Raw genomic sequence first — 14,423 nt, 5'->3', positions numbered from 1 at the left:
ATTGATTCGCTGGGACGTATAATGGGCTGCAGCCACGGAGAAACGCTATGCTCATCCACCGAATTGCTACTCTGACCGGCCTTGCGGTCGCGACGTTGTTCCTGGCCGCGCCAGCCAACGCGCTGACGATGGCCGAATGCAGCACGAAGTATAACGCCGCCAAGGACGCGGGGACACTTGCCGGGGCGACCTGGAACCAGTTCCGCAAGGCACAGTGCGGCACCGACGCCGCGGCCACCACCGACACCAAGGCGGCCACGACCAAGGCTGCTGAAACCAAGCCGGCCGAAACCAAGCCGGCCAAGACCACCAAGGCTGCCGCCGCGGCTGCCGACAGCACGGCCAAGGGCCTGACCGCCAAGGAATGCAGCACCAAGTACCAGGCCGCCAAGGCCGCCGGCACGCTGAACGGCATGAAGTGGAACGACTTCCGCAAAACCGAATGCGCCGCTGGCGCATCCGCCGCCGCTGACACCACCAAACCGGCAACCACCAAGGCTGCGACCACGACCGCCCCGGCCGCCGCTGCTGGCAAGGGCCTGAGCATGGCCGAATGCAGCACCAAATATCAGGCTGCCAAGACGGCGAATACGTTGAACGGCATGAAGTGGAACGACTTCCGCAAGAGCGAATGCGGCGCCAGCGCCTCTGACGATGATACCGTGCCGGCTCCGAGCGAGGCGACCTACACCAAGGAACCAGCAAAGCCGACTGCTGTGGCGCCAAAGGGCGTGACTTTCCCGACCGCCATCTCGCCGAAATTCGCCAGCGAGACCCCGGCCAAGGGCCGCATGCACACCTGCCTCGAACAGTACTACGCCAACAAGGACGCCAACACGCTTGGCGGCCTGAAGTGGATCCAGAAGGGCGGCGGCTTCTACAGCCTCTGCAATGCCAAGCTGAAGAGCTGATCGACCGCATCTGAAAAAACAAAGCCCGCGAGCCGCAAGGTTCGCGGGCTTTTTTGCTCGGCATTGGCCAGGCTCAACTCCCTTGCTTGGAGAGGAGCCCGACCAGACTTGAAAGATCGGCGTTGGCCATGCCAGCCGCCACACCGCGTCGCATAAGATTTTGCATCGGCAAGACGAGTTCGGTGCTGACATCAGCCGCTTTGCTGGCATCGACCAGATTGACATAGGCATCTGCCTGCATGCCCAGATTGGAAACGACATTGGCGGTGTGGTCGCCGCTGTCGATCTGTTGCGCCCATTTCGGCAATCCGCCTTGCATCGCCTGAAGCCACGATGTCAGCAGCGGCATGAATTCGCCGGCGGGGATTCCAGCCTTGCCCGTCAATGCCAATGCCTGCAGGACACCGGCGAACAACCCGTACATGCCGACCAGGAGCGAGATGTCGTAGAGTGGCGCGAGACCGGCATCCTCGCCAAGATACTTGCTGGTGCCGAGCGCATCGAGCCGACCTGCATGATCGTCGAACGCTTGCCTGGAGCCACTGTAGAGTATCAAGGCATTCTGCCCGCCGATCATCGGCGGTACCGCCATGATGCCGCCGTCGATATAGTCGGCACCGCATTGGGCGGCCCAGACGGACATCGCTCGCGCCTGTTCGGGTGTGCCGTTGGTGAGATTGACCAATGTGCGGCCCGAAAGCGCGTCCCCTGCGGGACCGAGCACCTCATGGACAGTGTCGTAGACCAGAAGGCATGCCACGATCAGAGAGCTCGACCTGACCGCTTCCTCGACATTCCTGGCCACTATGGCGCCCTTGGCCGCGACGAGCCCCGACTTTGCCGCTGAGCGGTTCCACACCGTCACCGCGTGCCCCTTCTCAAGAAAGGCTTCGGCGAGCGCCGTGCCCATGGCACCGAGGCCGATTACAGCAATATCGCTCATTCTGCTTTTCCTTTGTTCGCTTTGCCGGTCACGCCGGCAGAGGGCTCAGATCCTGGCCAAGGCCGCCATCCACGGTCAGCCGGGCACCAGTGGTGAAGGTCGCGTCGAAAGCCAGGAACAGCACCGCACGCGCCACCTCCTCGATCGTGCCGTGACGCTTCATCGGCGTGACATCGTCGCCTATCCTGATGAAGGCCGCGCGCTCCTCGGCGGAAGCGCTGGCCACACCCATTGTCGGTGTGTCGATGAAGCCGGGGCTGACCACATTCACGCGGATCCGGCGCGGCAGCAGTTCGGCGGCCAGCACTTTGGCGAAGGCGCGAAGTGCTGCCTTCGACCCGGAATAGACACTCATGCCGCCGGTGCCGGATTCGTCGGCGACGGACGAGGTGAAGACGATGGCGCCGCCATCCCTGATGAGGGGCAAGAGCCGCTGAACGGTGAAAAAGGCCCCCTTGGTATTGATGTTGAAGATGCGGTCGTAGCTGTCTTCGGTCACCTGCGGCACCGGCTCCAGATAGGCGATCCCGGCATTGACGTGCAGGAAATCGATCTGGCCGAGCTTCTGCCCGACCTCTGCGCCGAGTGTAACGATAGCGGCCATGTCGCCGATCTCGGACCGCAGCACATGGGCGCGCGAAAACAGCCTGGCGCGTGCGGCATCGATGTTGCGTTCGTCATGGCCGGTGACCAGCACCTCGGCGCCGCCCTCGACCAATGCCTCGGCGACAGCGAGCCCCATGCCGTGGGTTCCGCCGATCACCACGGCTTTGCTGTTTGCGTATCGTGTCATGATGCATCCTTTTGACAAAATCCTGCCCTCGACGGCCTTTGCAGGCCGAAGCGGGATACCGATATGGTGTTGTGGTGCTCGCCGGTGTTTGCGATCTGGTCCGAAGCTAGGGGCCGACTTGGTTTTTCTCAAGTACCGACAAAAATGTAAGCCACCCACCGATTGCTCAGAATTGGATGAAACATGGGAAAGAAACAGCCAGATAGTTGCGGACTTGGACCCGCACTCGAGGTGATCGGCGGCAAATGGAAAGCGTTGCTGCTCTGGCAGATACACAAAGCGCCGGCGCGATTCGGCGAGCTGAAGCGCCTGGTGCCCGACATCAGCGAAAAAATGCTGATCCAGCAGCTGCGCGAAATGGCGGCGGACGGCATCGTTCATCGCCAGGTCTTCCCCGAAGTGCCGCCCAGGGTCGAATATTCGATCACCGACTTCGGCATCGAGCTGGACAATGCCCTGATCCCGCTCGCCAGATGGGGCAAGCAACATGCGGTGCGGACTGAAAGGCGCCCCGGCAAGGCAGATGTACCTGCGCCGCCCGCTTCGTGACCTGCACCGAATAAAAAAACGCCGCGGTTTGAAGCCGCGGCGTTTTCTTGAAACCAGTGATCTAAGCTCAGCTAGACGGCTGCGGCTCCATGCCGCCTTCGGGCTCGGGGCCCTTCTTGCGGCGGCCGGACTTCGGCACGGCCGAGCCACGGCTCGGCGGCGTGTCGTCGCCAAGGTCGCGCGAGGGCTTCTGTCCGGCGATCAACTGCTTGATCTCCTCGCCGGACAACGTCTCGTATTCGAGCAGGCCTTGCGCCAGCGCGATCCATTCCTTCTTCTTCTTGGTCAGGATGGATTTAGCCGTCGAATAGGCTTCGTCGATCAGGCGGCGCACCTCGCCGTCGATTATCTGCGCGGTCTCTTCCGAGATGTTCTGCGTACGCGCCACCGAATGGCCGAGGAACACTTCCTCCTGATTGTCGCCATAGGCGACATGACCGAGCTTGTCGGAGAAGCCCCAGCGCGTGACCATGGCGCGCGCCAGCTTGGTCGCCTGCTCGATGTCGGAGGAAGCGCCGGACGTGATGTTCTCCTTGCCGAACTTGAACTCCTCGGCGACGCGGCCGCCCATCATGATGGCGAGGCGCGAGATCATGTATTTGTAGCTCATGGAATAGCGGTCGCCTTCCGGCAACTGCATGACCATGCCGAGCGCGCGGCCGCGCGGAATGATGGTTGCCTTGTGCAGCGGATCGGCCGACGGCACGTTCAGCGCCAGGATGGCGTGGCCGGCCTCGTGATAGGCGGTCAGCTCCTTCTCGGCCTGGGTCATGGCCGACGAGCGGCGCTCGGCGCCCATCATGATCTTGTCCTTGGCGTCCTCGAACTCGGCCATGGTGACGAGGCGCTTGTTGCGCCGCGCCGCCATCAGCGCGGATTCGTTGACCAGGTTCATCAGGTCGGCGCCGGAGAAGCCGGGCGTACCACGAGCGACGACCTTGAGGTCGACATTGGGGGCCAGCGGCACGTTGCGCACATGCACCTTGAGGATCTTCTCGCGGCCGACGATGTCGGGGTTCGGCACCACCACCTGGCGGTCGAAACGGCCTGGACGGAGCAATGCCGGATCGAGCACGTCGGGCCGGTTGGTGGCGGCGATCAGGATGATGCTTTCGTTGGACTCGAAGCCGTCCATCTCGACCAGCAGCTGGTTCAGCGTCTGCTCGCGCTCGTCATTGCCGCCGCCGAGACCGGCACCGCGATGGCGGCCAACGGCGTCGATTTCGTCGATGAAGATGATGCAGGGCGCATTCTTCTTAGCCTGGTCGAACATGTCGCGGACGCGGCTGGCGCCGACGCCGACGAACATCTCGACGAAGTCCGAGCCCGAAATGGTGAAGAACGGCACGTTGGCTTCGCCGGCGACCGAGCGGGCAAGCAGCGTCTTGCCGGTGCCGGGGGGGCCGACCAGCAGCACGCCGCGCGGAATTTTGCCGCCAAGGCGCTGGAACTTCTGCGGATCGCGCAGGAACTCGACGATCTCTTCGAGATCTTCCTTGGCCTCGTCGACGCCGGCGACGTCCTGGAAGGTGACGCGGCCATGCGCCTCGGTCAGGAGCTTGGCCTTCGACTTGCCGAAGCCCATGGCGCGCCCGGAGCCTGACTGCATCTGGCGCATGAAGAATATCCACACGCCGAGGATGAGGATCATCGGCAGCCACGAGATCAGGTAGCCGAACAGCGAATTGGACCCGTCGGTCTCGGGCCGCGCATTGATGGTGACGTTCTTGTCCTGCAGCCGCGAGACCAGCTGGGGATCGCCGGGCGAATAGGTCTGGAAGCCACTGGAATTGTCGGTGTAGGTGCCGGTGATGCGAGCGCCCGCGATGGTCACCGTCTTGACCCGGCCGGCCGCGACATCCTGCAGGAACTGCGAATAAGGCACATCGCTCGAAGCCCCGCGCGTCTGCGGTGTCTGGAACAGATTGAAGAGGGCGATGAGCAGGACCGCTATGATCGCCCAGAGCGCGAGGTTGCGATAGTTCGGATTCATCAATTGTCCCGTTGGCGTCCGCGAGCGGACAGCATCATGAGAGGAAACTTGGGCCTAACATAGGGAGAGCGTCCCCCGTTGCCAAGCAGAACAGCATGTCTGGGTTAAGCTTTCGCCCAGCATCAACCGGCACTGTGGCCACGCAATGGCAAGGCGGGAAGCGGCGCCGCGCCGACCAACCCGGCGACGGCGCGTGCCGGGGCCAGATCGAAGGACGGCAGGAAGCGCGCAAAGGGGCTAACGATCGGCGAGGCCGCGAACCCTTGCGGCGCGGGCCAATCAGGCGCCGGACCAGCCTTCCCGACGGCTTCCAGCAGGGCTGGTTCAGCCGCCAATGCCGCTCGCAACAGGCTGGGCGGGGTCTCGCCCCGGCCTGCAGCCAGCCGCTTCGCCGCCGCTGCCCCGAATGGCGCGATCAACAATGCACCGCTGGCGTCGTTCAACGTGATTTGGCGGCGGCCATCCCAGATGGCCGCGTCGACCGCCGCCGCTGCCGCAGGCAAGCCCCGCATCTCTCGGCGCAGGAAGATGCCGGCGCGCCGGAAGTCGACCACCGTCCGCGACAATGTGGCGCAAAAAAATCCGGCCTTCAGCCGGGCGAACAACGCCTCGCTGCGAGCCTGGTCCGGCAGGAAGGCAATCCCGCCTGACGTCGCCAACAGAATGCGCAGCGCGTAGACGGCCGCCCGGTCGTCGCCGGCGCCGAGCAGGGCCGGATCGAGCCGGATGAGGCCCGCTGCCGGCTGACTGGCAAAGCGCTCGATCAGGCAGGTGGCCTCCGCGCCAAGCCGCGTGCGGGCACCGGCCTCCTTCGCGGCCAACGCCAGCGCGTCGTTCATGCGCTGTGCGCCGGCCTCCCCGGCAAGGGTTGCGCGCATGCGCGGCCGCTCGAAGGCCTCATCGGCATTGGTCGGGTCCTCGGTCCAGCCAACCTGTTGGCGCCGCAGGAAATCGCGCAACGCGTGGCGCCGCACCCCAAGAAGCGGTCGCACGATCCAGTCGCGCCAGTCATGCAAGGTGGCGGGTGCCATGCCGGCAAGGCCCCGTCCCTCGTCGCGGGCCGCATCGTTGCGATCGAGCCGCATCAGCACCGTCTCGGCCTGGTCGTCGGATGTATGTCCGGTCACGATCAGGCCGATGCCTTCCGCCCGCGCGGCGCTGGCCAGCAGCCGGTAGCGCGCCTCGCGCGCCGCCGCCGGGAGGCCGGTCGACGGTTTTTCTCCGGACCAGGCCAGGATACGATGGGCGATGCCGCGCTCCGCGCAAAGCTTCGCCACGGCCTGTGCCTCATCAGCCGAACCCTGCCGCAATCCGTGGTCGACGGTTACAGCCAGCAGCCTGGCGGATGGTGCGGTTCGGTCGAGATGCTGTTTGAGAAGAAGAAGGAGCGCAGTCGAGTCGCTGCCGCCCGATACGGCCGCAACAGCGCCGTTGGTAAAATCGATATGCGAAAAAAGTCTCGTCGAAAAATCAGGCCCGGTGTCGAGCATCAATGCATGTCGCCAAAAAGCGGTCCCGGGTTTGGGACTGCGACATCCCAGGGAAAGATCAGCACGCAGCCAGTGCCTTCTCCTGCTTGACGCGTTCCTTGAGTGTGCTGGAAATATCAGGATAGCGCTTGCCGACCTCGCTGAAGGTGGCGCAGGCGACGTCATGCTGCTTGAGGCCGACCAGCGACACGCCGAGCTTCAACAGCATGTCGGGCGCTTTCTTGGCCTTGGGATAGTCCTTGCTGGCGGCGAGGAAGACTTCCGCCGCATCGCGGTATTTCTGCTGGCCAAGCAGCGATTCGCCCAGCCAGTAATGTGCGTCCGCCGTCTTGGCGTCCTTTGGGAAGCGGGAGATATGGTCGCGGAAACCCTGTTCGGCGGTGCCGTAGTCACCCGACAGGATGAACTGGTAGGAGTTGCGGTAGAGCTCTTCGGGATTGTTGGTGGCGGGCAGCGCCGCGACCACCGTGCCGCCGGACTTGCCGGCCTTGGCGGGTGCGCCGTTGGCGGGTGCCGTGTCCTGTGCCGGCGCGGTTGCCTGCGTGTTGCCGCCGGCATCGATCACATTGCCATTCTTGTCGACGGTGATGGACCCAAAGGTCTTTTCGGGCGCTCCCTTGCCGGGGATCACCTTGCCGGGGTCGCCATCGGGTGATTCAACAATGACGTCCTCGACCGTCTTGCCGCTTGCGGATTGATCGCCGCCGGGCGCGGCGCCGGCATCAGCCGGCGCCTGGGTTGCCGGGGCCGAGGCCACGTCGGTGTTGGTTCCGGTGGTGGCGTCTGATTTCTTCTGCGCCGGCGGTTGTCCACCTTGCGAGCCGCCTTCCAGCTGCTGGAAGCGGAACTCGTTGTCTTCCTGTTGTTTGCGGATCTGCTCCTGCATTTGGAGGATCTGGAAATTGAGTTCCTCGACCTTGCCGGTCAGCTGCCGCAGCTGGTCCTCGAGCCCGGTCACGCCGGCGCCGCTCGACTGCGCGAGCTGGACCTGATCCTGCTTTTTCTTCTCACCGAAAAGGCTGGGCAACTCAAGTGTCGGCAGATGGAAGGAAAAACCGCTCTCGGTTGATTGCCCCGAACCGCTCGCCAAAGCGGTTACGCCTGATAGGAGCAGCAGCGCAAGCGTGCCGCTCAGAACCGATCTCAAATGCATGTGCCTCTCGCCGTCCAATCGTTAGCTTGTTCGCGCCTTCCAATCGTTGTGAGACCAGCCAAGCGCCCTCGGCTCATAGCAGGGCGCGAGACTTCGGCCAAATTTTGTTTCGGGCTTCCGGATGTGAAAAAGGCGGCCCGGAGGCCGCCTTTCGCAGAAGTGTGTTGTATTTTTGCCGATCAGGAACCAGCGCCGCTGAGCGTGGTGACGGCGCGGCGGTTCTGCGACCAGCAGGAGATGTCATCGCATACCGCGACCGGACGTTCCTTGCCGTAGGAAATCGTCTTGAGGCGGCTGGCCGAAACGCCCTTGGAAACCAAGAAGTCGCGAGTAGCGGCGGCACGGCGGGCACCGAGCGCCAGATTGTATTCGCGCGTGCCGCGTTCGTCCGCATGGCCCTCGACGACGATGGCATACTGCTTGTACTGGTTCAGCCACTGCGCCTGACGCGAAAGCGTCGTCTGCGCGTCGGCCCGGATCGAGGTCGAGTCCGTATCGAAGAAGATACGGTCGCCGATGTTGACGGTGAAGTCCTGCGCCGAGCCGGGTGTTGCAGCACCGGCGCCATTGAGGCCAAGGTCAGCGGCGCTGTTCGGCGTCTTCTTCGAGGCGCAACCGGCGACGGCGAGCATCGCCACCAGCGCGATCATGACCGGGTTTCTGGTAAGTGCTGCGATACGGCCCATGCCGCCTCTCCTTCGTATTCGAGTGATCGTATTCGAGTGATTTCGTTGATCACCCAGTAACCACGTTTGGGTTAACCGGCATTCAAGAAACACGGTTAAAATTTGGTTTAAGCTGCCCGTCCGCAGCCGTGTTGTCATGAGCCACAGTTGGCGCGGACCCTAGGCGGAAATGCGGCCAAAACGCGACCAAGGCATGGAAAAAGGGCCGAAAACGGCCCCTTTTCAGCTTGTGTGGCAATTCAGTCGAACCTATTCCAGCAACGGCGACCAGGCCGGATCCGAAGCAAAATTCGATGTCGGGATCGGCTGTTCGTTGCGGCCGGTGAGATCGACGGAAACCAGTTTCGGGCCGCCATTGGAGTCACGGAAGAACATCAGCACACGGCCGTTCGGGGCCCAGGTCGGGCCTTCCTGCTGGAAGCCGGATGACAGGATGCGCTCGCCAGAGCCGTCGGTCTTCATGACGCCGATCTGGAATTCGCCGCCGCTCTGCTTGGTGAAGGCGATGAGGTCGCCGCGCGGCGACCACACCGGCGTCGAATAGACGCCGTCGCCGAAGGAGATGCGGGTCTGGCCCGAGCCGTCGGCGCCCATGACGTAGATCTGCGCGCGACCGCCACGGTCGGAGGTGAACACCACCTTGCTGCCGTCGGGCGAATAGGAGGGCGAGGTGTCGATGGCGGTCGAGTTGGTCAGCCGCGTCGTCGAACGGCTGCGCAGGTCCATGGCGAAGATGTTGGAATTGCCGTCGTCGCGCAGCAGGCTCATAATCACCTTCTGGCCGTCGGGCGAGAAGCGCGGCGCGAACGTCATGCCGGGAAAATTACCGACCAGTTCGCGCTGCCCGGTCTCGATCTGCAGGAGATAGACCCGCGGCTGGCCGCTTTCATAGGACATGTAGGTGATTTCCTGCCGGTTCGGCGAGAAGCGCGGCGTCAGCACGATCGACCGCCCGTCAGAGAGATAGCGGACGTTCGCACCGTCCTGGTCCATGATGGCGAGGCGCTTCTTGCGCGCGTTCTTGGCGCCGGACTCGTCGATGAAGACGACGCGCGTGTCGAAATAGCCCTTCTCCCCGGTCAGCCGCTCATAGATGGCATCGGCGATGATGTGGGCGACGCGGCGCTGATTGGCATCGTTGGCAAAGAACTGCTCGCCGGCCATCTGCTGTCCGGCAAAGGTGTCCCACAGCCGGTACTGGGCGCGGATACGGCCGTCGGCCTCCTTGCTGACGCTGCCGGTGACCAGCGCCTGCGCGTTGATTACCTTCCAGTCGTCGAAGCGGGGGGTTGCGTCCGGATTGGCGATCTTCTCGATGAAGGCGCTCTTGTCGATCGGCGCGAACAGGCCGGAGCGCTTCAGATCGGCGGTGACAATCTGGGAAATCTGGGCGCCAAGCGCATCACCGCCCTGGAAATCCGTGATGGCGATCGGCAGCGGCTCGACATTGCCCTTGTTGACGTTGAGTTCGACGAGCGCCAGCGCCGGCAGCGTGCCGGCAGCGGTCATGCCCATCGCCATCGCGGCAATCATCAGGAGCGGCTTGAGGATTGATTTCATGTCTTCTCGCTTCTCATACTGATTTTCGGATGTCAGGGCCTACAGGCCGAGCATCTCCCTTGGATCGAAGGTGACCCGGATGTCGTTCCAGATATCTTGCTTGCCGGCGGGAACCTGCAGGCCGGCCATGTCGCATTTCTGAACCGCGCGCACCGCACTCTCATCGAACTGCCTGTTGCCGCTCGATGTTTCAACGGAGGGACGGCCGTCGAGCTTGCCTGAGTTGTTCAGATTGAAACGGACGACGACGACGAAATTCTCCGAACCTTCAAGCCCAGCCGGCAAGGTCCAGCAACCGCCCAACTGGCTTTCCAGGGCGCCCTGCTCCGACTTCGACAGCTTCTGGCCCTGATCCTTGTCGCCACCGAGCGACGCCTGCTGGGTCGAGCGCTTGGCGCCGCCGCCGGACGGCTTCTGCTTGTCGAGCAGGGCCGAAATCTCATTAGCGTTGAACTGCTTGTCGTCGGACTTCGGCTTCGACGAGGCTTCCTTGACCGGCTTGTCGGCATCCTTGCGGTCAGGCGCCTTGGCGCTTTCGGCCTGTGCCGGCTGCGGCTTTGGCCGCGCTTCCGGCGCGGGCGCCGAATTCGGCAATTGGGTCTCTTCTGTGGGCGGGTCCTTGGCTATGGCCTCGGCGACGGCATCCGGCTTGACCTCGGGGGTCGGATCGATAGCAGCGGTCTTGTCCTGCGGCGGCGGTGTCGGCGCCGGCTTGGCCGGCGTCGGCTTGGGCTCCGTCTTCTTGACCGGCTCGGGCTTGACCTCTTCCTTGGGCGTCGGCGCTGGCGCCACTTCCGTCGCCGGAATGGGCTTGGGCTTTTCCTGCGGCTTCGGCACGTCCTCGGTCTTCGGGATTTCCTTCGGGGTTGGCGCTGGCGCCGGGGCCGACGTCGTGTCGACGGGTTTCGGCTTGGCTTCCGGCGTTATCGGCTTGTCGGTGTCGACGCTGTTTTCGCCAACCTTCTGCGCATCCGGCACGACGTCGGGACGCTGCGTCGGCAACGGCGCCGGCTTTTCATGCATCACGGCCTTCTTGTCGCCCTGTAGCGTCTGCGCAATGGCTTCCATCGGCACGATATCGACCGCAACCGACTCCACGTCGGCCGACGGAAGCGCGGCCGGCGCCGACAGGGTGAACAAGCCGAAGGCCAGCACCGCCGTGTGCAGGATCACCGATGTGGTGAGGCCGGTCCTCATCGTGCGTCTATTGATCCTGTTCCTGCAGTGAAACCAGGCCGATGTTCTTGTAACCAGCGGCCGAGATGCGAGCCATGACCTTCATGGCCGTGCCATAGTCGGTCGATTTGTCGCCACGGATGAAGATACGCTCTTCATAACCGGTCTTCGAGATCGCCTGCAGCTTGGCCACCAGTTCCTCGATCGGAATCTCGGTTTCCTGCAGGAAGATCTTGCCGGTCGCATCGATCGAGACGGTGATCGGCTGGGTGTCGGCATTCATCGCCTTGGCCTGCGTGTCCGGCAGGTCGATCGGCACGCCGACCGTCAGCATCGGCGCGGCGACCATGAAGATGATCAAAAGCACGAGCATGACGTCGACCATCGGCGTGACGTTGATCTCCGACATCAGCGCATGGTGGCGGCCGCGCCGCCGGTGGCCGCGCCCGCCGCGCCCTCCCATGCCTACGGACATACCCATCTCGTTACTCCTCAGGCCTTAGGCGCGACTTTTTCATCGATTTGGCGCGAGAGTATGGCGGAGAACTCATCGGAGAACCCCTCCATGCGCACAGCGATCTTGCTCGCATCCGATGACAGCTTGTTATAGGCGATGACCGCCGGAATAGCGGCGAGCAGGCCGATGGCCGTCGCCAGCAGCGCTTCGGCGATACCGGGCGCGACCACCGCGAGGCTGGTGTTCTTGGAGCCGGCGATGGCCTGGAACGACGTCATGATGCCGATGACGGTGCCGAACAGGCCGATGAAAGGTGCTGCCGATCCGGTCGTGGCAAGGAAGCCGAGGCGTCCCTCCAGCTTCTCCATCTCGCGAGTCAGCGCCAGGTCCATGGCCTTGTCGATGCGGGTCTGCAGGCCGAGCGGCGACTTGGCGCCTTTCTCGAAACTCTTCTTCCATTCACGCATGGCGGCGACGAAAATGGCGCCCATGCCTGTCGTCTTGCGGTCGGCAAGCGTGCGGTAGAGTTCCTCCAGCGACTGCCCGGACCAGAAAACCTGCTCGAAGCGGTTCAGCGCCAGCCGCATGCGGCCATAGGCGACCAGCTTGTCGACGATGATCGCCCAGGTCCATACCGAGGCGCAAAGCAGCCCGATCATGACCAGCTTGACCACCCAGCTGGCCTGCATGAACAAGGCCCAAATCGACAATTGCGCGCCCGGTTCGGCGAGTGCGATATTTTCCATCGTTACGTCCTTAAGATTTTCCGGGCGAAGCTGGCGGCTAGCCCATGGCATCCCTTGTGGTCGGTTCGCACGAAGCTACCGGACACCCCAAACCGTGCCGTTAGCGGCCTTTTCGGGGCAAATATTGGTGAAAGGAAGGCGCTGGATAACGCCAATCTTCGCCAATCTCTTCATGAACCGTTATGGTTAAGGATGGGTTAGTCTATCAGGCGCGGCGCATTGCCGCGCCCGGGCATCGCAGGCCGGCATCACCTGAATATCAGCGTACCCGAGGCATGAAGGCCGCGACCCATTCCCTGGGGAAGCGCCTCGGCCGGCCGTTCTCGCCGATGATCGCCGCCTCGACCTTGGCCTCGACCAGCACCTCGTCGCCGCGCTTGAGCTGCTGCGCCATGAAGATGCGCGCGCCTGAGATGTCCCGCGTGCGGGTGTCGACGGTCAGTATGTCGTCGATGCGGGCGGGGATGCGGAAGTCGATCTCCATGCGGCGTACCACCCACACGATCTTCTCGCCATGCTTGCCGTCGGCGAGTTCGGTATGATGCACACCGATGAGCCTGAGATAATCGGAGCGGCCGCGCTCGAGGAATTCGAGATAGCGCGCGTGATAGACGACGCCTGAGAAATCGGTATCGGCATAATAGACCCGCGCCATCAGCCGGTGGCCGAACTCGGTCAGCGCGCCGGAAAGCCCAGCCAGCAACGCCGCGGATTCACCATGATCGCCCATTGCGCTTCCCTTTTGGATGCCGACGCGGCAGGTATTTTTGGCGCATGAACCCGATGGCACTGTTGACGGCGCGGATCAAGACCCGTGCTGGCGTCGTCGAAGCGTTCAATGGCGAGAAGGCCGGGCCGGACGCAATCCGAAGTTTGCCCCTGAAGTGCCGGTCAGCCGAGGTCGATCTGCAGGATTTCCGGACGCATGCCGAAACGGATGGGCAAATTGCTGAAGCCGAGCCCGCCCGAGACGATCAGGTTGCGGTCGTTCTCGATGACATGGCCATAGGCGTAGCGATTGCCGAACTGCGACGGCACGATAGGCGAATAGCCGAACAGCCGCACCTGCCCGCCATGGGTGTGTCCCGCTAGCGTCAGCGACACGCGCGACGGCACTTTTGGAAAAATGTCCGGTTCGTGCGCCAGCAGGATGACAGGCGCGGCGTCGCTGATTTTAGCCAGCGTGCCGTCGAGATCGTCCAATCGCCTGGGACGCTCGTGCTTCTTTTTCCGCAACAGCGCCAACTGATCGGCGAGGCCGGCGATCCATACGCCATGTCCGTCCTTTTCCAGACGCACGACGTCGTTCTCCAGAACCGGGATGCCGACCTTCTCCAATGCCTTGCGCGCGATCGTCGGACCAACTCCGGCACGCTGCGCGAAGCCGTCGGCCCACCAGTCGTGATTGCCAAGGATCGACAGCACGCCGAGCGGTGCCTTGAGGCCCGACAGGGCGCCCGCCCATTCCGGCGGCGTCACCCTTTGCGACAACAGGCGAATGCCGGCGATGTAGTCGCCGAGCAGCACGATCAGGTCCGGCTGCAGAGCATTCGCCTCTTCGGCAAGCGAAGCGATCCGCTCCGGCGTCATCCACGGCCGGCAGGCGTGGATGTCGGCAAGCGCGACGACGCGAAGCTTCAATCCGGCGGGCCAATGCGGTGGCGTGAGCGCATAGCGCTTCACATGCGTCAGCAGCATCGGTTCGATGCCGACGGCGTAGGCACTGAACGAGGCGACCGACAGGAATGACCCGCCGATGAAGCGCAGGAACCCGCGTCTGGTTATCATTGAGTGACTCCGGCACCTCATTTCGGCATGCGCTGATGCCTGTCCTCCAAAAGCGATTTGGGAGGACGACGTGCAAGAGGCAGCGAGCCCGATACAATCCAAGAATACGCCTGCAAGTCGGCGAAGATGAGGAGAATTTGCGCAGGTCCGTTCACTGATGCTTGATCGGCGTGAAAGC

14 protein-coding genes are annotated in these 14,423 nt (G+C 63.3%); 2 read left to right on the top strand and 12 right to left on the bottom strand.

Annotated features, from left to right (window positions below; translation table 11 throughout):
* Window positions 1-47: 47 nt before the first annotated feature.
* Window positions 48-911, top strand: coding sequence for a hypothetical protein (locus O7A60_RS07310; RefSeq protein WP_337105686.1), 864 nt, complete (start codon window positions 48-50; stop codon window positions 909-911).
* Between the two features lie 73 nt (window positions 912-984).
* Here O7A60_RS07310 and O7A60_RS07305 read toward each other — a convergent pair whose 3' ends face one another.
* Window positions 985-1,854, bottom strand: a complete 870-nt coding sequence (locus O7A60_RS07305; RefSeq protein WP_337105685.1) for an NAD(P)-dependent oxidoreductase — start codon at window positions 1,852-1,854, stop codon at window positions 985-987.
* A 28-nt stretch (window positions 1,855-1,882) separates the two neighbouring features.
* Entirely contained in the window at window positions 1,883-2,647 is a 765-nt protein-coding gene (locus tag O7A60_RS07300) for an SDR family oxidoreductase (RefSeq protein WP_337105684.1), read from the bottom strand.
* A gap of 231 nt (window positions 2,648-2,878) precedes the next feature.
* Here O7A60_RS07300 and O7A60_RS07295 point away from each other — a divergent pair, with 231 nt between their 5' ends.
* Window positions 2,879-3,196, top strand: coding sequence for a winged helix-turn-helix transcriptional regulator (locus tag O7A60_RS07295; protein ID WP_337105683.1), 318 nt, complete (start codon window positions 2,879-2,881; stop codon window positions 3,194-3,196).
* Between the two features lie 67 nt (window positions 3,197-3,263).
* Here O7A60_RS07295 and ftsH read toward each other — a convergent pair whose 3' ends face one another.
* The 10 genes from ftsH to O7A60_RS07245 all read right to left on the bottom strand — a co-directional run bounded on the left by ftsH (window position 3,264) and on the right by O7A60_RS07245 (window position 14,245).
* Window positions 3,264-5,189 carry an ATP-dependent zinc metalloprotease FtsH gene (gene ftsH, locus O7A60_RS07290; protein WP_027141803.1) on the bottom strand — a complete coding sequence of 642 codons (1,926 nt, stop codon included), beginning with the start codon at window positions 5,187-5,189 and terminating at the stop codon, window positions 3,264-3,266.
* 122 nt (window positions 5,190-5,311) lie between these two features.
* The gene (gene tilS / locus O7A60_RS07285) at window positions 5,312-6,679 is read right to left on the bottom strand and encodes a tRNA lysidine(34) synthetase TilS (protein ID WP_337105806.1); all 1,368 of its coding nucleotides are present in this window, start codon (window positions 6,677-6,679) and stop codon (window positions 5,312-5,314) included.
* Between the two features lie 58 nt (window positions 6,680-6,737).
* Complete coding sequence (gene ybgF / locus O7A60_RS07280; RefSeq protein ID WP_337105682.1) at window positions 6,738-7,832, bottom strand: tol-pal system protein YbgF; 1,095 nt, start codon at window positions 7,830-7,832, stop codon at window positions 6,738-6,740.
* Between the two features lie 179 nt (window positions 7,833-8,011).
* A complete protein-coding gene (gene pal, locus O7A60_RS07275; protein ID WP_027141800.1) occupies window positions 8,012-8,518 on the bottom strand; it encodes a peptidoglycan-associated lipoprotein Pal in 507 nt (168 codons plus the stop codon).
* A 249-nt stretch (window positions 8,519-8,767) separates the two neighbouring features.
* Window positions 8,768-10,078, bottom strand: a complete 1,311-nt coding sequence (gene tolB, locus O7A60_RS07270) for a Tol-Pal system beta propeller repeat protein TolB (RefSeq protein ID WP_027141799.1) — start codon at window positions 10,076-10,078, stop codon at window positions 8,768-8,770.
* Between the two features lie 39 nt (window positions 10,079-10,117).
* Complete coding sequence (locus O7A60_RS07265; RefSeq protein ID WP_337105681.1) at window positions 10,118-11,275, bottom strand: TonB family protein; 1,158 nt, start codon at window positions 11,273-11,275, stop codon at window positions 10,118-10,120.
* 7 nt (window positions 11,276-11,282) lie between these two features.
* Window positions 11,283-11,735: a protein TolR gene (gene tolR, locus O7A60_RS07260; RefSeq protein ID WP_027141797.1), complete on the bottom strand. Its 453-nt coding sequence runs from the start codon at window positions 11,733-11,735 to the stop codon at window positions 11,283-11,285.
* An 11-nt stretch (window positions 11,736-11,746) separates the two neighbouring features.
* Window positions 11,747-12,457: a protein TolQ gene (gene tolQ / locus O7A60_RS07255; protein WP_015315267.1), complete on the bottom strand. Its 711-nt coding sequence runs from the start codon at window positions 12,455-12,457 to the stop codon at window positions 11,747-11,749.
* Window positions 12,458-12,716: 259 nt separating this feature from the next.
* Window positions 12,717-13,187 carry a tol-pal system-associated acyl-CoA thioesterase gene (gene ybgC, locus O7A60_RS07250; protein WP_337105680.1) on the bottom strand — a complete coding sequence of 157 codons (471 nt, stop codon included), beginning with the start codon at window positions 13,185-13,187 and terminating at the stop codon, window positions 12,717-12,719.
* Between the two features lie 161 nt (window positions 13,188-13,348).
* Window positions 13,349-14,245 (bottom strand): metallophosphoesterase, encoded by an 897-nt coding sequence (locus O7A60_RS07245; protein ID WP_337105679.1) that lies wholly within the window; start codon window positions 14,243-14,245, stop codon window positions 13,349-13,351.
* Between the last annotated feature and the right edge of the window lie 178 nt (window positions 14,246-14,423).

Source organism: Mesorhizobium salmacidum (SeqCode), from assembly GCF_037179605.1.
Classification (GTDB): Bacteria; Pseudomonadota; Alphaproteobacteria; order Rhizobiales; family Rhizobiaceae; genus Mesorhizobium; species Mesorhizobium salmacidum.
The sequence above is the reverse complement of the archived record's forward strand: the minus strand, read 5'-3'. Positions and strand labels throughout refer to the sequence as shown.

Excerpts from the sequence above, each read along its gene's own strand:
- O7A60_RS07310 (WP_337105686.1), top strand. The coding sequence starts at position 48 with ATGCTCATCCACCGAATTGCTACTCTGACCGGCCTTGCGGTCGCGACG.
- O7A60_RS07305 (WP_337105685.1), bottom strand. The coding sequence starts at position 1,854 with ATGAGCGATATTGCTGTAATCGGCCTCGGTGCCATGGGCACGGCGCTC.
- O7A60_RS07300 (WP_337105684.1), bottom strand. The coding sequence starts at position 2,647 with ATGACACGATACGCAAACAGCAAAGCCGTGGTGATCGGCGGAACCCAC.
- ftsH (WP_027141803.1), bottom strand. The coding sequence starts at position 5,189 with ATGAATCCGAACTATCGCAACCTCGCGCTCTGGGCGATCATAGCGGTC.
- tilS (WP_337105806.1), bottom strand. The coding sequence starts at position 6,679 with ATGCTCGACACCGGGCCTGATTTTTCGACGAGACTTTTTTCGCATATC.
- ybgF (WP_337105682.1), bottom strand. The coding sequence starts at position 7,832 with ATGCATTTGAGATCGGTTCTGAGCGGCACGCTTGCGCTGCTGCTCCTA.
- pal (WP_027141800.1), bottom strand. The coding sequence starts at position 8,518 with ATGGGCCGTATCGCAGCACTTACCAGAAACCCGGTCATGATCGCGCTG.
- tolB (WP_027141799.1), bottom strand. The coding sequence starts at position 10,078 with ATGAAATCAATCCTCAAGCCGCTCCTGATGATTGCCGCGATGGCGATG.
- O7A60_RS07265 (WP_337105681.1), bottom strand. The coding sequence starts at position 11,275 with ATGAGGACCGGCCTCACCACATCGGTGATCCTGCACACGGCGGTGCTG.
- tolR (WP_027141797.1), bottom strand. The coding sequence starts at position 11,735 with ATGGGTATGTCCGTAGGCATGGGAGGGCGCGGCGGGCGCGGCCACCGG.
- tolQ (WP_015315267.1), bottom strand. The coding sequence starts at position 12,457 with ATGGAAAATATCGCACTCGCCGAACCGGGCGCGCAATTGTCGATTTGG.
- ybgC (WP_337105680.1), bottom strand. The coding sequence starts at position 13,187 with ATGGGCGATCATGGTGAATCCGCGGCGTTGCTGGCTGGGCTTTCCGGC.
- O7A60_RS07245 (WP_337105679.1), bottom strand. The coding sequence starts at position 14,245 with ATGATAACCAGACGCGGGTTCCTGCGCTTCATCGGCGGGTCATTCCTG.